This window comes from Planococcus sp. CPCC 101016, from assembly GCF_007859295.1.
In the GTDB taxonomy this organism is placed as follows: domain Bacteria; phylum Bacillota; class Bacilli; order Bacillales_A; family Planococcaceae; genus Planococcus.
Map to the genome: position 1 here is coordinate 280,283 of NZ_VOHB01000004.1, position 17,463 is coordinate 297,745.

General features: G+C 42.7%; 20 protein-coding genes and 1 other annotated feature (1 of these 21 running past the window's edge). Of the genes, 5 read left to right on the forward strand and 15 right to left on the reverse strand.

Features of this window, described 5'->3' with window-relative positions:
* Positions 1-2 precede the first annotated feature (2 nt).
* From FQV26_RS15695 to FQV26_RS15735, 9 genes are all read right to left on the reverse strand, one after another.
* Positions 3-1,022, reverse strand: coding sequence for a zinc-binding alcohol dehydrogenase family protein (locus FQV26_RS15695; protein ID WP_146558602.1), 1,020 nt, complete (start codon positions 1,020-1,022; stop codon positions 3-5).
* A gap of 12 nt (positions 1,023-1,034) precedes the next feature.
* On the reverse strand, positions 1,035-2,309 hold the full coding sequence (locus FQV26_RS15700) for a TRAP transporter large permease (RefSeq protein ID WP_146558604.1): 1,275 nt from the start codon (positions 2,307-2,309) through the stop codon (positions 1,035-1,037).
* Positions 2,306-2,803 carry a TRAP transporter small permease gene (locus FQV26_RS15705; protein WP_146558606.1) on the reverse strand — a complete coding sequence of 166 codons (498 nt, stop codon included), beginning with the start codon at positions 2,801-2,803 and terminating at the stop codon, positions 2,306-2,308. Before FQV26_RS15705 ends, FQV26_RS15700 begins: the two co-directional genes overlap by 4 nt.
* A 69-nt stretch (positions 2,804-2,872) precedes the next feature.
* Positions 2,873-3,874 carry a TRAP transporter substrate-binding protein gene (locus FQV26_RS15710; RefSeq protein ID WP_146558608.1) on the reverse strand — a complete coding sequence of 334 codons (1,002 nt, stop codon included), beginning with the start codon at positions 3,872-3,874 and terminating at the stop codon, positions 2,873-2,875.
* 2 nt (positions 3,875-3,876) lie between these two features.
* A complete protein-coding gene (gene allD / locus FQV26_RS15715) occupies positions 3,877-4,908 on the reverse strand; it encodes an ureidoglycolate dehydrogenase (RefSeq protein ID WP_146558610.1) in 1,032 nt (343 codons plus the stop codon).
* 58 nt (positions 4,909-4,966) lie between these two features.
* A complete protein-coding gene (locus FQV26_RS15720; RefSeq protein WP_146558612.1) occupies positions 4,967-5,923 on the reverse strand; it encodes a sugar kinase in 957 nt (318 codons plus the stop codon).
* A gap of 18 nt (positions 5,924-5,941) precedes the next feature.
* A complete protein-coding gene (locus FQV26_RS15725) occupies positions 5,942-6,946 on the reverse strand; it encodes a LacI family DNA-binding transcriptional regulator (RefSeq protein ID WP_146558614.1) in 1,005 nt (334 codons plus the stop codon).
* Positions 6,947-7,147: 201 nt separating this feature from the next.
* A complete protein-coding gene (locus tag FQV26_RS15730) occupies positions 7,148-7,516 on the reverse strand; it encodes a nuclear transport factor 2 family protein (RefSeq protein WP_146558616.1) in 369 nt (122 codons plus the stop codon).
* Positions 7,517-7,604: 88 nt separating this feature from the next.
* The gene (locus FQV26_RS15735) at positions 7,605-7,904 is read right to left on the reverse strand and encodes a hypothetical protein (RefSeq protein ID WP_146558618.1); all 300 of its coding nucleotides are present in this window, start codon (positions 7,902-7,904) and stop codon (positions 7,605-7,607) included.
* A gap of 171 nt (positions 7,905-8,075) precedes the next feature.
* Between FQV26_RS15735 and FQV26_RS15740 the strand changes: the two genes are divergently transcribed.
* Positions 8,076-8,795 (forward strand): YwaF family protein, encoded by a 720-nt coding sequence (locus tag FQV26_RS15740; RefSeq protein WP_146558620.1) that lies wholly within the window; start codon positions 8,076-8,078, stop codon positions 8,793-8,795.
* A gap of 5 nt (positions 8,796-8,800) precedes the next feature.
* Here FQV26_RS15740 and FQV26_RS15745 read toward each other — a convergent pair whose 3' ends face one another.
* Both FQV26_RS15745 and hisC read right to left on the reverse strand, forming a co-directional pair.
* The gene (locus FQV26_RS15745; protein ID WP_146558622.1) at positions 8,801-9,709 is read right to left on the reverse strand and encodes an NAD(P)/FAD-dependent oxidoreductase; all 909 of its coding nucleotides are present in this window, start codon (positions 9,707-9,709) and stop codon (positions 8,801-8,803) included.
* Positions 9,710-10,073: 364 nt separating this feature from the next.
* Positions 10,074-11,183, reverse strand: a complete 1,110-nt coding sequence (gene hisC / locus FQV26_RS15750) for a histidinol-phosphate transaminase (RefSeq protein WP_146558624.1) — start codon at positions 11,181-11,183, stop codon at positions 10,074-10,076.
* A gap of 316 nt (positions 11,184-11,499) precedes the next feature.
* On the opposite strand from hisC, the gene FQV26_RS15755 reads away from it, so the two are divergent.
* Positions 11,500-12,234: a SurA N-terminal domain-containing protein gene (locus FQV26_RS15755; RefSeq protein ID WP_146558625.1), complete on the forward strand. Its 735-nt coding sequence runs from the start codon at positions 11,500-11,502 to the stop codon at positions 12,232-12,234.
* 38 nt (positions 12,235-12,272) lie between these two features.
* Here FQV26_RS15755 and FQV26_RS15760 read toward each other — a convergent pair whose 3' ends face one another.
* Entirely contained in the window at positions 12,273-12,554 is a 282-nt protein-coding gene (locus FQV26_RS15760) for a DUF6509 family protein (RefSeq protein WP_146558627.1), read from the reverse strand.
* 131 nt (positions 12,555-12,685) lie between these two features.
* Between FQV26_RS15760 and FQV26_RS15765 the strand changes: the two genes are divergently transcribed.
* Positions 12,686-13,333 carry an SDR family oxidoreductase gene (locus FQV26_RS15765; RefSeq protein WP_146558629.1) on the forward strand — a complete coding sequence of 216 codons (648 nt, stop codon included), beginning with the start codon at positions 12,686-12,688 and terminating at the stop codon, positions 13,331-13,333.
* Positions 13,334-13,425: 92 nt separating this feature from the next.
* Positions 13,426-13,809 carry a nucleotide excision repair endonuclease gene (locus FQV26_RS15770; RefSeq protein ID WP_146558631.1) on the forward strand — a complete coding sequence of 128 codons (384 nt, stop codon included), beginning with the start codon at positions 13,426-13,428 and terminating at the stop codon, positions 13,807-13,809.
* 27 nt (positions 13,810-13,836) lie between these two features.
* On the opposite strand, the gene FQV26_RS15775 is transcribed toward FQV26_RS15770, so the two are convergent.
* Positions 13,837-14,286, reverse strand: coding sequence for a GNAT family N-acetyltransferase (locus FQV26_RS15775; protein WP_146558633.1), 450 nt, complete (start codon positions 14,284-14,286; stop codon positions 13,837-13,839).
* Positions 14,287-14,417: 131 nt separating this feature from the next.
* On the opposite strand from FQV26_RS15775, the gene FQV26_RS15780 reads away from it, so the two are divergent.
* Positions 14,418-15,272, forward strand: a complete 855-nt coding sequence (locus tag FQV26_RS15780) for a dimethylarginine dimethylaminohydrolase family protein (RefSeq protein WP_146558635.1) — start codon at positions 14,418-14,420, stop codon at positions 15,270-15,272.
* A 117-nt stretch (positions 15,273-15,389) separates the two neighbouring features.
* On the opposite strand, the gene FQV26_RS15785 is transcribed toward FQV26_RS15780, so the two are convergent.
* Complete coding sequence (locus tag FQV26_RS15785; RefSeq protein WP_146558637.1) at positions 15,390-15,983, reverse strand: anthranilate synthase component II; 594 nt, start codon at positions 15,981-15,983, stop codon at positions 15,390-15,392.
* Complete coding sequence (gene trpE, locus FQV26_RS15790) at positions 15,980-17,332, reverse strand: anthranilate synthase component I (RefSeq protein WP_146558639.1); 1,353 nt, start codon at positions 17,330-17,332, stop codon at positions 15,980-15,982. Before trpE ends, FQV26_RS15785 begins: the two co-directional genes overlap by 4 nt.
* Positions 17,333-17,438: 106 nt before the next feature.
* Positions 17,439-17,463: a binding site (T-box leader), on the reverse strand (it continues 187 nt past the right edge of the window).

The following is a 17,463-nucleotide window of genomic DNA, read 5'->3' on the forward strand; positions in this document are numbered from 1 at the left end:
CCTCAGTCAAAGACAATTAACGCTTTTCTTACTTTATCCGGATTTTTTTCAACAAATGTAAATGCATCTTTTACTTCATCTAATGAAAACTTGTGGGTGATCAAGCCACTTGATTTCAGTTCATCGCTGTTTAACAGACTTACCACTTTTCCAAACTGGTTGGTTTGCAGCCTGGAACCCACGATGGTGATTTCCTTCTTGGTAATCGGCAGTTGTGGAATCGCCGATGGGCGCTCATCAAATCCAAGAATGACCACACTTCCTGCAGGAGAAACCACGTCAATGCTCAACTCTACCGTGGCAGGAAGGCATACCGCATCAATCACTACATTGGCTCCTTCGTTCGAGGTAAGCTCAAGAATCCGTTCTTTCACAGATTCATTGCCTGCGTTGATCACTTCATCTGCACCACTTTCTTTTGCAAATGCCAACCGTTCTTCGTTCAAATCGGTCATGTAAACAGTGGCCCCGGCAACTTTAGCAAGCTTTAAAATACAGATGCCGATAGGGCCGCAGCCTTGAATAAGAACTGTATCTCCTTTTTCAACATTTCCACGCCAGACAGCCTGGGCACCGATTGTGTATGGCTCAGCCAAAACGACTTCGTCCCAACTTGACTCTTTATTCACAGCGTGAAGCTGTTTTTCGGGTAATACAACAAACTCACGCATGCCTCCATCTTCGTGAACACCAAAAACCGATAATTTCTCACAGACATTTGGACGGCCTTTTCTGCAGGCATAGCATTCACCGCAATAATTGATTGGTTCTACGACCACATGGTCCCCGACCTTTAGGCTTTTAACGCTATTCCCAACTTCAACTACTTCACCAGCCACTTCATGTCCAACTACTCGGGGGTACGTAGCTAATGGATTAGTTCCATGGTAAATATGCATATCGGAACCGCAAATCCCTACCCGTTTCACTTTGACCAGTACTTCATCATCTTTTTGAATTGCCGGAACTTCCAGCTCAATAATTTGCATTTCATTCGCTTTTGGAACTTGTACTGCTTTCATTTTCACAACCTCCTATTCAAATAGACTTGGTAAGAACAATGTAATTTGTGGAATAAATGCAACCATCATAAGCACCACTAAACTGACTCCTAAAAATGGCAGCAATTCCCTTGCGGTTTTTCCGATAGAGACTTTCCCAATCTGGGAAGCCACAAAGAGGCAGACGCCCACTGGCGGCGTGACTAATCCAATGACTAAATTCAACACCATCATAACACCAAATTGGATAGGATCCATTCCAACTGTCAGTGCGACCGGCAGCAGAACTGGGAACAAAATAACCAAGGCCGCAATCGTTTCCATGAAGGTACCCACGAAAAGGAGCAATACGTTGATCAATAGAATGACAATAATAGCATTCGTTGAAATCCCAAGAATCGATTCTGCGACAAGCTGTGGAATCTGTTCTCGCACCATTATCCAGCCAAACAGATTGGCGAAGCCTACGAGCAGCATGATGGATGCTGTAGCCGTCATGGAAGATAGCATGATTTCCGGTATTTTCTTAACCGGCAATTCCTTGTAGACAAAAATACCGATGACAAAAGCATAAAGAACAGCAATGATTGAAGCTTCCGTCGGTGTAAAGAAACCGCCTAAAATTCCGTAAAGAATGATAAACGTCATCAACAATGCCCAAAAAGCACCGGTGAAGCTTTTCCAAATTGCTTTGATGGGTTGACGTTCACCTTTCGGGTAGTTCCTTTTAACTGAAATTAGGTAAGTGGGAATCATTAACCCAATACCCAAGAGAAGACCTGGAAGCGCACCTGCTAAAAATAGATCTCCGATAGATAACGATGCTAAAGTTCCTACAATAATCATTGGCAATGAAGGCGGAATAATCGGTCCCACTGTAGAAGAAGATGCCGTTACAGCAGCCGAAAATCCAGCACCGTAGCCTTCTTTTTTCATAGCAGGTATCAATATAGAACCAATGCTCGCTGTATCTGCAAGAGCTGTTCCCGAAATTCCTGCAAATCCCATTGACGCACCAACGTTTGCAAGTCCTAAACCACCGCGGATGTGTCCGAAAAGATCGTTTGCAAACTGGATGATTCGATTAGTGATTCCACCTGCATTCATTAAGTTACCGGCCAGGATGAATCCTGGAATACAAAGCAGAACAAATGAGTTTAATCCACCGAACATCCGTTGAGGGATGATGTTGAGCGGAATACCGGCCAACATCAGATAAATAAAGGAAGCCAGTCCTAAACTGAAAGCAACCGGAACTCCCAGAAAAATTAATACGATAAAGGATACAAAGAGCAAAGTAGCCATCAGTGATCATCCCCTCCATAGTTTTGACTGTAATCTTGTTTGTTTTTGATGAGGTCAATAATCTTAATGACTGCATAAAATACTAGGAAGACGCTCATGATCAGTAAAGATGCGTGAATAACTGACATTTGGAACGGCATCGTTGCCGATCTTTGATTGTCACCGAGCAAAGTGAAGTTGTATCCTTCAACGACCATCACCAGACTTAACAGAATGATCGCCAAATAAATGATCACTTCATAATACCTTCGAAAATTATTGGACATTCGGTTAAGAAGCATATCTACGTTGATAAATTCATTACGCATCAAGGCTAATGGGGCACCGAAAGCAATTCCGTATAAAAAAAGGTACCGCGTCAATTCTTCCGTCCAAATAAAGGAAAACGGGGCAAAACGTGAAATTATCTGTATAGTGACGATAATGATTACACCAGCAAAGCTGAGGACGGTTAAAAAAGCAAGTGTACTGTCAATCAATTTTCGGAACTTTGACATCCGAATTCATTCCTTTCTCAATGGAAAGGCACATTTGACCATGACAGCCAAACATGCCCTACTCACATATTATTCAACTGCAAGGATCTGTTCGTACAATTCCAATTGTTCCGGAGATAAAGAAGATTCTACAGCCGGTGTCATTGCTTCACGGAAAGCATCTTGGTCAACATCTACGAATTCCATTCCCGCATCCATCAATTCCTGCTCGACTTCAGCAATTTCAGCTTCGTATAATTCATCGCCGAAAGTTTGTGCTTCTGCGGCAGCATCTTGTACGACTTGTTTCAAGTCATCAGAAAGTGCATTGTACTGCTCATTGCCAACTAGAATGTAAATCCATGAATAGACGTGTTCTGTGCGGTTCACATAATCCTGAACTTCAGCCAATCCACCACTTTGGATTAAATCCACCGGGTTTTCCTGACCATCGATTACACCTTGCTGCAAGCCAGTGAAAACTTCATTGAAATCCATTACTTGCGGAGCAGCACCAGCAGCCTGCCACACATCCAAGAATAATGGAACGTTCGGTACGCGCATGCTGAATCCGCTCAAGTCGTCTGGAGAAGTAATCGGCTCATTAGATGTCAAGTTACGCGGAGCGCGTGTATGGTAGTAAAGAGCCGTCAAACCTGCCTCATCACTGATTTCCTGCTTGATCTGTTCACCAATTTCTCCTTCAACCACTGACTTCACATGATCAATATCACGGAAGGCATAAGGAACTGCCATTAATGCGGCATTGGGAGCCCAGTTTTGCAAAGTTTCTCCTGAAATAACCATGTCAGCTGTTCCCGCTTGAATCGAATTGATCGTATCTGTTTCTCCTCCAAGAGAGTTATTCGGATAAATGGTAATCTCCATTTGGCCATCTGAATTCGCTTCAACCAATTCTTCGAATTTCAAAGCCGTTTGGTGCCAGATATGATTTTCATCAGCTAAATGGCCGAATCGCCACTCAATTGTTTCTCCTGATCCTGAACCGCCTTCTTCTGAACCTTCATTTGAACCACATGCGCCTAATACCAATACCGATGCAAAAATACCTGTTAACAATTTCTTTTTCATCTTTAAATCTCCCCTTTGATTTTATTGTTTTTCAAATACTCATAAACAGTTACCGCAATCTGAACGCCTTCTTTTCGATTACGTGTTTCGTTTTCCTGTTCAATTTCTCCTGGAACCAGCACTCGATTAAATCCTTCTGCTGCTGGAACTTCCCGGATTTCTTTGATCATTTTATCCATCTGTTCTAGAAAGCTTTCGGTATCGGTAAAAAAGGAAGGATTGATTGCACAGAAATAATGGCCAAGTTTCCGTTTTTTATCCAACTCCTCATACATTGAATTAATATGAGGACCGAACGCCATACCAGCCAGCAGTCCTGAGAAAATATCAACAATCATCGATAAACCAGAACCTTTTGGACCACCAAATGGCGTTAAGGAAACTACTTTCGCAGGATCTGTTACTGGTGAACCTGCTTCATCCACTCCCCATCCCTCTGGAATATCTTTGCCTTCTTCTTTATGCTGCAGAATTTTTCCTAATGCGACATTTGACGTAGCCATATCTAAAATGAAAGGTTTTTCGGACTTCGCAGGAACTCCATAAGCAATTGGGTTCGTTCCAAGGAAAGATTCTTTTCCACCGAAAGGAACAACAATTTTATCGGTATGAGTCATTGCGATACCAATCAATTTATGTTCTGTGGCTTCTTGAACAAAATAACTAAGCGCGCCGCAATGACTGCTGTTCATGGCTGTAACCATGCCTACACCATTTTCTTTGGCCATCTCAATTGCGTGATTCATTGCAATATCCGCTATGACATGCCCAAAGCCATCATCTCCATCAACTACACCCGTCACCGGACCAGTTTGATTAAATGAAATCTCAGGCTTCGGATTAATGCCGCCTGCCTTTAACCTTTTCATATAATGTTCGGTGCGAAGCGCCCCATGTGAATTCACTCCGCGCAAATCAGCGTGAATAAGAATTTCAGCGACTTTGGCAGCATGTTCCTGGCTTATATCAGCACTTGCCAACTTTTCTTCGATCAACTTTTGAACTTCCTCAAAAGGTACCGTTGCTGTTGTCATAACACTCCTCCTATTCCACGTTAATTTGCCGCTCTATAAGGCAGAGGTTCCATCAATGTTATCGTTCAACTACTTTTTTATCTCCGAGAAAATTCTCTACTTCTTCTAGATATGGCAGCCCTTCATTGTCTCCCGTAACTGTTGTGACTAAAGCACCTACCCCATTCGCGAAGCGCAATAAAGACTCTTCATCAAATTGGTTTAAGATTCCATATATATATCCTGCATCAAAGCCATCTCCCGCACCAACTGTGTCGACAGGTGTTACTGAAAAACCAGGCGCTGAAATCCAGTGCCCATTTCTGTATAATCTGGATCCATTTTCTCCATCTTTAATGACCAAATCCTGCAAGGCAAACTTAGCTGTATATGCCACCAATTCTTCCAGAGTTTTCTTTTCTGAAATCATTTGGATTTCATCCAATCCCGTCAACAGGATATCGACTTCCGGAAAAATGGCCTCGTAGGCTTCACGCGCTTCCTCGATGCTCCATAACTTTAATCGGATATTGGGATCGAACGAAACAATAATCCCTTTCTGTTTCGCTATTTTAAGAATTTTCTTGGCAATCCTCATATTCTTCTTTCCAAGAGCCAAGTAAACACCCGTTAAATGGACTGCGTGGATGTCCTCAAACAAATCTTCCGTAATATCATCTTCTGTGAGAGTAGCGATTGGGGAAGGTTCTCGGTAATAAAACGTTTTTCCTGTTCCGTTTGCATGGATTTCTTTAAAATTTAATGAGGTTGGCACACCCTCGACGAAACTGACGGATGATACATCGATCCCTTCACCTCGGGCGAAGTTATAGATTACCCGGCCGAAATCATCTTTCCCCAACCTGCTGATCCATTTGCTGTTAAGCCCCAAACGTGCACAGCCAATGGCAAAATTCATTTCAGCCCCACCGACTTTCCGCTCAAACTGGGTCACGTATTTCAGCGGCCCTGTCGTGGACGGATTCATAGTAATCATGGCATCTCCTATCGTTAATACACCAAATTCTTTAGACAAACTCTCACCTCCTTTACTTTATATGGATTCTCGTTCAACTAAAATCGGCCGGTATCGCTGTTCTGCATATTCTTCCTTGAAATCTTTGCTGACTATCAATTTCAGTAATGTCTCTGCTGCATGATGCCCGATTTCAAAAGTGGGCTGCTTAATGACTGAAATTGGTGTCGTAGCCATTTCAAGAAATGGAGAATCATCAATGGCAATTACGCCGATATCTTCTGGAATAGACAGCTTATTTTTTTTAATGAACTTCAGTAATTCAATTAAAGCTAAATCGTTCGTAGCAAAAAATGCTTCTGGACGATTGGTGGATTCCCATAAACCTTGAAGTCTATTGCTGATAAGTTGTCGTTCCGCTGCTACGATCCAATCTTCTTCTACGGCCAGTCCATGAGATGCTAACGCTCTCTTAAAACCTATGATGCGTTCGATACGCGGTGTCACATTTTGAGCAATAGAGGTGGAAACCAAACCGATTTTCTTTCGTCCTTTTTTCGCCAGTTGATCTACCGCTATCTGTGAAGCGCTTTCATTATCTAACAAAAGTGTCGGGAAAATCGGTTCATTGATTACTCGGTCAACAAAAACGATTGGGAATTCGGCATTCTTCAACTGTTTATAATAATCGTTATTGCCATTCGTAGGGAAGATGATTAAACCATCAACTTGCTTTGCTACTAGCATGTCGATATAGGAACGCTCTTTATCCGGCTGATCATCTGCGTTGCATACAAACAAATGAAAACTATTTCTTTCACATTCATCTTCGATAGCGCGAATAATTTCAGTAGAAAATGTATGCAAGATATTTGCTACTATTACACCAATCGTTCCTGTTTTTTTCTGTTTCAGGCTTTTGGCTACCTGATTTGGAATATAGCCTAATTCCTTGATAGCTGCTTCTACTCTATGTTTTGTTGGTACAGCCATAAACTCAAAACGATTATTTATATACTGGGAAACAGTGCTTTTTGAAACTCCCGCCTTTAACGCTACGTCTTGCATTGTTATTTTTTTCATTCTATCCCCTCGCACTAAACCGGTTTAGTAACTCGTTTAGCCAAAGTATAAATGAAACCCCTTTCAAAATCAATACCTTTTTTTCAGAAAATTTGGTTTACCCACTACAACACTTCAAAAGTCATAGAAAGCTATCGTCATTGGATTGTAAGATAATTATTATTCTAAAAAAAGGATGGGGAAAATTTCCCATCCTTTTTGTTATTCAACTTTATTTTCTTCGCTCAAATGGCATTGACCAAAAGCATCGTCCAAGGTATCGTACCTTCCAATACGATGGACTTTTCCATGTTTGATCTCCATAAAAGTATAAATGGTAACGTGGCCATTCTGATCTTCCCATGTAGCTTCTTGAACGCAAATCACTTCGTCACCTTTAGCATAATAGCCTTGCGTTTCCATATGAATGCCTGACTCGCGAATCCATTGCTGAAGGATATCATGGCCTTCTGCTGCACCCCTTGGACCGATCAATTCAATATGTGGATCTGAGACTTCCAGCACACCTTTAATGTCTTTTTCGTTTACTTTTGTTGTCCATTGATCTGCAATTTTAATATTGTCCTCCATTTTATCTTCTCCCTTCATCCAGACATCGCCCTGCTTTTCCTGCGATTCTATGAGGTTGAAAAAGAAGATAGGAAAAAACCTATCTTCTTTAGTAATTCTCGTTTTTCAATTTTTTAAACGTCTCCACAAATTTATCTGGATCTGTATAAACTTTGTAGGTCAAGACACCTCGATGTGTGTGGAGATACAGTAAGTTGGCTTCAGAAGAAAAGGACTTATAAGAAATATCCCATACATTCGCTACATGGAACTTAGTTGCAGAAGTCACCAGCGTATCTTTGTACAATTGGATATTGCACTCAGTTTCGACGATTTTCATTTCGCCAGCTTCGATGGAACGCTCCGTGTCGATATAAGTGATGGACGACAATAAATTCAGTTGTTCCAAGTCAGCATTCCTCCTACAGATTCTTTTCTAAAAGTTTACCGTATAGAGAGGGTTTTAAGCAAAACATACGTTTATTTCATTATTAATAGGATGTTGCTAAGTAAATGGGCCAGCTTATCAAATAAATGATAAACTATTCTCACAACTACTTCATTATCCAGGAGGGCTGTTATGGAAAACTGGTTTGCTGCTACATCCACCTATTCTTTCGATCCTTTTTCATTCAGCCACCTATTGGCATTGGCGATTGCTTTTACTGGACTGATCGTATTGATTTCAGCTAAAAACCAGTTGAGGAAAAAAAAGAAGCTATTTCAGTTAATGCGCTGGACATTGTTTGCCTTTCTTTTCCTATCTGAAATTTCCTATCAGTACTGGGCCATTACAAATAAGGTATGGAGTTTCAGCGAACAGATGCCTTTGCACCTATGCGGAATAGCCTCTCTTACTGCTATGATCGGTTTACTGACTATGCGCCCTCTTTGGATTCAAATCTCATTTTATATCGGCATCATTCCAGCTTTTTTGGCCTTGATCACCCCAGAACTTCCCTATGATTACCAGCATTTTCGCTTCTGGAAATTTTTTGTCCATCATACTTCGATTTCTTGGGCCTGCTTGTTTTTAGCGTTGTCCCGACCTAGCGCTATTACCATGCGTTCCGTCTTTTCCGTTTATGCTTTATTGCTTGCTTGCGCTGCCCTTATCGGTTTTTTAATCAATCCAATAACCGAATCCAACTATCTTTACTTGATGCAGCGCCCGACCACCACTTCTCCACTGGATTTTTTTGGTGATGGCCTTTGGTACTACATCAATCTTTGTCTAATCACCCTAATCCTTTTTTTCTGCCAATACTTGCTGTTCCGAAAATTTATCAAAGCCTCTTAATCCTGCTATTCCGTCTCAAAGTATTCATTGATCAAATCTCCATTCACACCAATAGCCGCTGCACTTCCTTCGCCAGCTGCAATGACCAGTTGGGAAGGGACAATCAACGAAGCATCACCTGCTGCGTAAACATTCCAGACATTTGTCCGTCCGTAATCATCCGTTAAGATTCCGCCATGTTCGTTTTGCTCGCAGCCAAGCTCTTTAGCAAATGGCGTGGCATGGCTCCACAGAGGTGTCACAAAGCCGCCTGCCCGGTCAATTAAAGTACCATCTTCAAGTCTGACGCTGCGTAATTGTCCATTTTCACCTTCCAAGCCGTCAACGATATCCTCTACCACTTTTATACCTTTTCGAAGCAGCTTCTGCTTATCCTCTTCTTCCAGCCGTCCCTCACCATTTGTAAAAACAATCAAGTCATGGCTCCAGGTATAAATTTTTTTCGCCATTTCAAATACCTGCTTGTCTGCAATAACGGCTAATGGTTGATCGCGCAGTTCCCAACCGTCGCAGTATGGACAGCTGAATAAACTGGTGCCATAAAATTTTTCGATATCCGGAACATTCGGCTGTTCTTCTTTCAAGCCTGTTGCAATGATAATTTTAATACTGTGAAACACGTCACCACTTTCCGTTGCCAGTTCGTAATGTGTTTCAGAAATACGATTAATGCTGGTTATACGCTGTTTTTTTATTTCTACACAATCGTATTTTTCGATATCCTGACGTCCCAGACGTTTGAGTTCTTCCGGTTCAATGCCATCCCGAGTAATAAAACCGTGTGATTCCCTTGTCACTAGATTGCGTCCGTTATCATCATCAAACAACAATGTATTTCTTCTGGATCTACCCAGTACTAATGCAGCATTCAATCCCGCAGGTCCGCCTCCGATTATTGCGCAATCATATATCATAACATCCATCCTTTATTATCGTTTCTCCCGAAAATTCCCCTTTCTTCTCTTTACTAAACAAATGTTTTAACTATATTGTGGTTATGCAAATAAAAAACAAGGCTCCCGCTTTCAGAGGGGACTAAAAGATCGGCACGGATATCGGTTGACCTCCGGCGTCAGATTGAGCGGCATGGCCTTGCAAGGCGCCATGGCGATTTTCACAGTGAACCTAAACTGAATTCTTCGATTACTGGATGAGCGCAGGCAAGCTACGGAACAATAAAGGTGAAAAAAAAGAGTCAGACGGCAGTTAATCCTACCTTCTGACTCTTTTTTTAGTATCCCGCTGATTCCAAGGGAGGGTTTTTCAGTCCCCTTCTTTTTAGGCTTGTTTCACTAATAATCCCGTTAAGATATCGATAAAGAACTGGTTTTCTTCTGGCGTCCCAACAGAAACTCGTACGTAGTCAGGCAATCCCCATATTTTACCGTGGCGAACAATGATCCCTTTCGCCATCAATTCCTTGTACAACTTCTCGCCATCTTCGCCTAATTGTACAAGCACGAAATTGGCCATGCTTTCTATATAGGTTAAGCCCAGCTCGTCAAAAGCTTTGTAAAGCTGTTCACGTCCAGCTTTATTGGCTTCCTGTGAAGTTGTCACGTGTTCAATATCTTCGATAGCGGCAGTTGCTGCAATCTGCGCTAATGTATTGACGTTAAATGGCTCTTTCACTTTTAAAATCGACTGAATGATCGGTTCTGAAGCAATTCCAAAACCAACCCGCACTCCGGCAATGCCGTAGATTTTCGAGAAAGTCTGCAGGGTCAGTACCGGGTATCCGGCATTGATGTATTCGATGCCGTGTGTGTAATCTACAGCATCTGCAAAATGGCTGTAAGCAGCATCGATCACTACCAATACGCCATCAATCGCTTCAACTAATTTATCCAGATCCGCTTTAGCCATATACGTTCCTGTCGGATTGTTTGGCGTACAAATGTAAATAATCTTAGTTTTGTCTGTAACAGCCGAAATCATTGCATCTACGTTGAATTCGAAGCCTTCTGAAAATTTGACCGGCACCACTGTAGCGCCCATAATATGTGCTCCAAAATCGTACTCGCTGAATGATGGTGATGGGACAATCACTTCATCCCCTTCTTCCAGGAAAGCCTCCGAAATCAAGGTAATCAATTCGTCCGCACCATTTGTCGGAATGACTTGCTGCGGATTCACTTGAAATTCATTGGCAATGGCCTTTTTCAATGCGCTGGCATCTGCATCAGGATAACGGTTCAATTCCGCCAAACCATTCTGGATGGCTTCTAAAGCTTTAGGGGATGGTCCCATTGGATTTTCATTGGAAGCCAATTTAATGACACGGTCCAAGCCCAATTCTTTCTGTACTTCCCAAATCGGCTTTCCAGGCGAGTAGGGTTGGATTTTCTCCAAAGTTTTGCGTGCTTTAATATTGTTTGAGCTTGTCATAGCGATTCCTCCAAAAGATGTAAGTGATGTACCATTTATTTATATGTTTATAAACCAACCCGTCTCAACAGTCAAATCAACCGAATAACCATTCCGTTCGTTGGCCATATTGAGAACTCCTTAGACTCGATCTTCGTCCTCAAAACAAAAGAGTAAAGATAACCTTTAGTTATAGAATGGTTGGTCAGAACAGCCTGCTGCTTCTCTCCATTATACAGAATTGCCGCATTATTTAAACATGTCTGTGCAACTATTTGTGTCGAATAATAAATTGTGGTTTACTTTTAAACAGATGAAGTTATAGAGGAGTTTTAAAATGATCAAGAAAATGAAATTCGCATGCGCCCCATTCCTTTTACTGCTGACATTGAGCGCATGCTCTGATAATGAAGAAGCCTTACCTGAAGAAAACGCAAATCCCGAAACGACTGAAGAAGCAGCCTCAGAGGCCACTCCCGAAAAATCCTCTCTAGAATTGCCGACTGAAGAAGAAGTTGTTGTCGTGGTCAATGGAGAAGAAATTTTAGGGAATGTTTATAATAGTGTTGCACGGCAGCTGGAAAAAACATTAGCCGCCCAGGGCCACACCACATCCGGAGAAACTGCCGAGCTGCTGAAAGAACAGACAATGTCTGTGCTGGTGGGCAATAAAGTGATTTTGCAGGATGCTGAAGAAAAAGGCTATACAGCTGACGAAGCAGCAGTTGAAGAACGTCTGGAAGAGTTGAAAGGCCAGTTTGAGACGGAAGAAGCAATGGATGAAACATTGAAAGAAACCGGATTTAGACTGGAGGATATGGAAAATCAGCTCCGTGAACAATTGGTGTATGAACAGTATGTTGCAGAAGAGGTAGAAGCTGGCGAAGTGACCGATGAAGAAGTAAAAGAAGCCTATGAGGGGTTTGTTGAGACTTCTGAAGAAGAAGCTCCACCCTTCGAAGAGATGGAACCGACTATCCGCCAATCTCTGGAAGAGCAAAAAACACAAGAGGCTGTATTTACCCGCATAGAAGAACTGAAAAAAGAAGCTGAAGTTGAGGTCAAAATATAAATAAAAACATCCTGCTCAACTTGGGCAGGATGTTTTTATTATGCCAGCTTTTCTGAACAGTAAGCGAGAATTTCTTCTTCTTCCTCGTCTTCAAGTCCGAACTCAAGCGCGCCTCTTGTTTGCTTGTCGATAAAGTTGTAATGCGCTATGCGGGGGCCCGCTTCTTCTGCAGCAATAATGACACGCAGTTCCAGACCACCTTCGGTATATAATTCATCATCTTCGTCGACTTCGACATTTAACAAAAATTCATAACGGTCACCTATCATAATGCCTGTAGGGTCGTTAATTTTGTGAAACACATAATCTGTAATTTGCATTGTAACACCTCCGTTCTTCTATTCTAGCCTTTCTGCACCTATTTGGACAGGTGAACGGCGAAATAAACGTTTAATGCACTATTGAAAGGGAACATAGATAGAGTGAAGACAATTAAAGGAGTGGAAATCGAATGAACGTATTAGTTATTGGAGCAAACGGTCAAGTCGGCCGCAATATTGTCAAAGAGTTAGCTGAATCCAAACATGAAGCGACCGCAATGGTCCGTAAAGAAGAACAGATAGATAAACTGAAAGAACTTGGTGCCTCCAAAGTCGTACTGGCAGATCTGGAAAAGGATTTCAGCGATGCCTTTGAAGGAATCGATGCAGTCATTTTTGCAGCAGGATCAGGACCTTCAACAGGCGCTGACAAGACTTTAACCATCGATTTATGGGGATCCGTCAAAGCAGCTCAATATGCACAGGATAAAGGGGTTAAGCGCTTTGTCCAATTAGGATCAATGGGATCAGATGATCCAGATGCCGGTGGCGAAGAGATGAAGCCGTATCTCGTTGCGAAGCGCACAGCAGATGAATTGCTGCAGGCAACCGATTTAGACTACACGATTGTCCGCCCTGGAGCGCTTTCAGACGAAGACAAATCCGATAAAATCGAAGTATCTCTAGAAGGCTTCTCTTCTATGGAAGGAAGATCCATCCCAAGAGCAGATGTAGCACATGTGCTTGTTGAAGTACTTGACCGCAGCAATACTTATAACAAAGTATTCGAAGTATTGCAAGGAGATCAGCCGGCTAGTGAACAATTGAAGAACTTATAGAAACGACCTGAATAGCCGGAAAAAAGAGCGGATGGATTTCCGCTCTTTTTTATGTTAAAATAGGCAATACGATAATAGAGGACGTGATAAGCATGATTAATATCCAACCACCAAAAGCGGATGTGACAATTACACAGCGCAAACAGGAAATTACAGGTGACGAAGCCGTCATCAAACCGTTATACGGCTTTATCGATCTGCATGAAATTCCGCGCGATAAAGGCGGCATCATCCAATTCTTTAACCACAGCGGTGAGTTGTTGTTTGTCGGAAAAGCCCGCAAACTTCGCCAGCGTGTGAAGAAACATTTCGAAGATTCGGTATCACCGTTGAAAAATCACCGTGAAGAAGTTTACCGCATTACTGTTTCCATCGTAGATGATCCAATGGAACGTGATATTTACGAGACGTATTTGATTAACACACAAAAAGCTAAATACAATGTAGATAAAGTATTCTACCAAGAACAACAATAAAGAAGGAGGCCTGCGGGCTTCCTTTTTTTATTGGTCTATATGGTTGCCGTCAGATGTATCCGTCAACCATTTTTCAAGATAATGATGGGTATGCCCTTCCGGAAAATCATGGATTACTCCAAATTCCGAGAAACCCTGTTTTTTATAAAATTCAGGCGCTTGAAAGCTTAACGTATCCACAATCATCAATCGATGGCCCTTGCTCCGCGCATAAACTTCCGCTTGAGCCATCAGCTTTGCAGCAATCCCTTGACCTCTGGCTGACGGGTCCACCCATAAGAAATCGATATGAAGATGCCGCCAAAAACCAGTGGCTGTCAGTCCTCCAATGATTTCCTCCCGATCATTACGAACGATGAAGCTCATTTGTTCGAACCCAGATGTTTGTTCTCTCGGTAAACTCGCGTTATTGTGTTCAATCACCTTTTTTCGAATAAAATCCCGATCTTGTGCTACTTCCTGCTGAATGATTTTCACCGGATTGTTCCCCCTTTTATTTATCCTCTCTCCATTTTCCTGCTTTTATGCCTCTTCTACAATAGCTATGTTTTAATTTGCTTCTCAAAAGGAATATACAATTAATAACTATGTTTTTTGGAGGAACCTTTATGTCATCCTATATAAAAGAAACCTTATCTGCCCGCTGCCAAAGTGAATATGACCCACTCCGGCGTGTCCTGCTTTGCCCGCCGCGCTACATGGCAATAAAAGATGTTATCAATGATGTGCAGAAGAGATACAAAGAGGAAAACATTAACGTGGACAAGGCGCTCCATCAGCATAATGAATTTATCCAGGCATTAGCTGATGAAGGCATCCAAACCGACCTGATTGAGCCTTCCGAAAATTATCCTGAACAAGTTTTTACACGTGATATCGGATTTACCATCGGTGAGACAGTGTTCATCAGTGAAATGGCCTCTGAAATCCGCCAAGGAGAAGAACGGGAGCTTCAGAAATGGATGGAAGCACACGAGGTCAACTTTAAGCAGTTGACGGGCCATCGCATTGAGGGCGGCGATGTCATCATCGACCGGGATACTGTCTTTGTTGGAGTCAGCAGCCGTACTTCTAAAAAAGCCATCCGTGATTTGCAGCTTCAGTTGCCGGATTTTGAAGTTATCCCTGTTTCTTTTAATGAAAAATATCTGCATCTTGATTGTGTATTTAATATCCTCTCGCCCACAGAAGCATTAATTTTCCCAGAAGCACTGGACATGGCCACTGTCCGGATGCTGGCAGAGCGCTATACCTTAATACGCGTCAATGAAAAAGAGCAGTTTGCGCTCGGCACAAATGTGCTGTCAATCGGTGATCGGAAAGTTTTCAGCCAACCACAGAACCGGCAGGTCAATAAGCAGCTGACTGCCCGTGGGTTCCATGTAATTGAAGTCGACTACTCCGAAATCATCAAATCAGGCGGCGCTTTCCGCTGCTGCACGATGCCGTTGGTCCGTGAGTAAGTGTCTTTGAATCGCCTACTATTGAAATATGGACATGTGCGGGAAAATCTAAAAATCACACTTTCTTGAATCATAGTAAAATCCCAAGCTCTAGCGGCTTAGGATTTTCTGCTTATTCTATAGATTGCTTGCTACTTCCTGAGTTACTTGCATAATAAATTCTTTCATCAATTCCACCCCATCTGGCGTACCGATGGACTCAGGATGGAATTGGATGCCGTAAACTGGATGTTCCCGATGTTTAACGGCCATGATGGTATTATCATCAAGCGCTCTCGATTGCACTTCCAGGCAGTCAGCCAGAGTTTTCGGCTCCAATACGAGCGAATGATAACGCATCACCGGCAATGGATGCGGCATGTTTTTAAACAGACCTTGCTGATTATGTGAAACTTGCGAGACCTTTCCGTGGCGGATAAAAGGAGCTTCTACCACTTTCCCGCCAAACGCTTCACCAATCAATTGTTGGCCAAGACAAATGCCCAGAATCGGAATAGAGTGATGCAATTTCTGAATCAACTCAATCGATTCAGGCAATTCCCGCGGATGGCCAGGCCCAGGCGATAGAATGATGGCTTGCGGGTTTTTCGATTTGATTTCATCGAGTGTCAAAACACCATAGCGTACCACCTCAACTTCCACACCCATGGCAGCTACTGCCTGATAAATATTATAAGTAAACGAATCGTAATGATCGATTAACAAAATCATCCGAACACCTCCGTAAGTGAGCGTGCTTTGTGCAGCGTTTCCTCGTATTCCGCTTGTGGATCCGAATCAAAGACGATGCCAGCACCAGCTTGGACATGGACCATATCATCCTTGACCACGAACGTACGGATCGCCAACGCGACATCCAGGTTGCCATTAAAGCCGAAGTAGCCGATTGCCCCTCCATAGACCCCTCTGCGCTCTTCTTCGAATTCTTGTATCAATTGCATGGCCCGCACTTTTGGAGCTCCTGAAACGGTTCCAGCTGGCAAACAGGATACTAATGCATCCAATGGGTGCATTTTTTTGTCGAGCTCCCCTGTAACTTCCGATACCAGATGCATCACATGCTGGTATTTCTCGATAACCATGTATTTCGGCACTTCCACAGTTCCAACTTGAGCCACTCGTCCTACATCGTTGCGGCTGAGATCCACCAGCATTTTATGTTCTGCCTGTTCTTTCTCATCACCTGCCAGCTCTTCTGCCAATTGGTCATCTTCTGAGATTGTTCTGCCGCGCTTGCGTGTGCCGGCAATCGGATTGGTCACCATATGGTTGTCCCGGATCGTCAACAGGCTCTCCGGTGAAGCTCCTACGACAGCATAGTCATCAAAATCGATAAAAAATTGGTAAGGAGACGGATTTTGCTTGCGCAATTTGCGGTACAGTGTAAAAGCATCCCCCTTATAGCTGGCAGACAGACGCTGTGACAGGACTAGCTGGAAGACATCACCTTTGCGGATATGGTCTTTTGCCTGATCTACTTGTGTGCGAAAAAAAGCATCGCTGGTTTTAGAAACGAATTCCAGAGATTCGTGATCTGCTGCAGCTGATGATTTTTCCGGTACGGATAATTGCTTTTCAATTTCATCAAGCTTATTTTCAAATGACAATATCGTCACATCATTTTTTACATGGTCAAAAACCACAATGGTTTCATAAACTTGCAGATGAATGTCAGGCATCTGCAAACTGTCTTTCTTCGGCGCTTTGATCGGTTCATACACTTGTATGGCGTCATAGCCGATATAACCGAGAGCTCCGCCTGTAAAAGGCAACTCTTCTACTTCCGCTTCATAACGGGGCATCAGCCCTTTTATCAGTTCCAGCGGCTTGCCCTCATGCACTTTTTCGGTACCTGTCCGAAAATCGATTTCCCGCAGTTGCCGCCCATGGCCAATATATCCGATAGACGGATTCGCTCCAATAAAAGAATAGCGTCCGGTGACACTGGTCTTCAATGAACTTTCAAGTAAGCATTTGCGTGCTCCTGTTAATCGGTTAAACACCGCAATTGGCGTCAAAGAATCTCCATCAATTTTTCTCATCTTCATTTCTTTACTCATCTCGACTCATCTCCATTTCTCAAATGCGCAATTTGTGATTGCATCTCTTGATTCTCATCTCTTGCTAAAAACAAAAAAGCCCTCTGCAGGAACAGAAAAGTTCCTTGCAGAGGACGGATTGACCGCGGTAC

Bases quoted from the DNA above. Each gene is read 5' to 3' on its own strand.
- hisC (WP_146558624.1), bottom strand. From the start codon at position 11,183: ATGACAAGCTCAAACAATATTAAAGCACGCAAAACTTTGGAGAAAATC.
- FQV26_RS15705 (WP_146558606.1), bottom strand. From the start codon at position 2,803: ATGTCAAAGTTCCGAAAATTGATTGACAGTACACTTGCTTTTTTAACC.
- FQV26_RS15755 (WP_146558625.1), top strand. From the start codon at position 11,500: ATGATCAAGAAAATGAAATTCGCATGCGCCCCATTCCTTTTACTGCTG.
- FQV26_RS15770 (WP_146558631.1), top strand. From the start codon at position 13,426: ATGATTAATATCCAACCACCAAAAGCGGATGTGACAATTACACAGCGC.
- FQV26_RS15740 (WP_146558620.1), top strand. From the start codon at position 8,076: ATGGAAAACTGGTTTGCTGCTACATCCACCTATTCTTTCGATCCTTTT.
- FQV26_RS15725 (WP_146558614.1), bottom strand. From the start codon at position 6,946: ATGAAAAAAATAACAATGCAAGACGTAGCGTTAAAGGCGGGAGTTTCA.
- FQV26_RS15745 (WP_146558622.1), bottom strand. From the start codon at position 9,709: ATGATATATGATTGCGCAATAATCGGAGGCGGACCTGCGGGATTGAAT.
- FQV26_RS15765 (WP_146558629.1), top strand. From the start codon at position 12,686: ATGAACGTATTAGTTATTGGAGCAAACGGTCAAGTCGGCCGCAATATT.
- FQV26_RS15710 (WP_146558608.1), bottom strand. From the start codon at position 3,874: ATGAAAAAGAAATTGTTAACAGGTATTTTTGCATCGGTATTGGTATTA.
- FQV26_RS15785 (WP_146558637.1), bottom strand. From the start codon at position 15,983: ATGATTTTGTTAATCGATCATTACGATTCGTTTACTTATAATATTTAT.
- FQV26_RS15730 (WP_146558616.1), bottom strand. From the start codon at position 7,516: ATGGAGGACAATATTAAAATTGCAGATCAATGGACAACAAAAGTAAAC.
- allD (WP_146558610.1), bottom strand. From the start codon at position 4,908: ATGACAACAGCAACGGTACCTTTTGAGGAAGTTCAAAAGTTGATCGAA.
- FQV26_RS15695 (WP_146558602.1), bottom strand. From the start codon at position 1,022: ATGAAAGCAGTACAAGTTCCAAAAGCGAATGAAATGCAAATTATTGAG.
- FQV26_RS15780 (WP_146558635.1), top strand. From the start codon at position 14,418: ATGTCATCCTATATAAAAGAAACCTTATCTGCCCGCTGCCAAAGTGAA.
- trpE (WP_146558639.1), bottom strand. From the start codon at position 17,332: ATGAGTAAAGAAATGAAGATGAGAAAAATTGATGGAGATTCTTTGACG.
- FQV26_RS15760 (WP_146558627.1), bottom strand. From the start codon at position 12,554: ATGCAAATTACAGATTATGTGTTTCACAAAATTAACGACCCTACAGGC.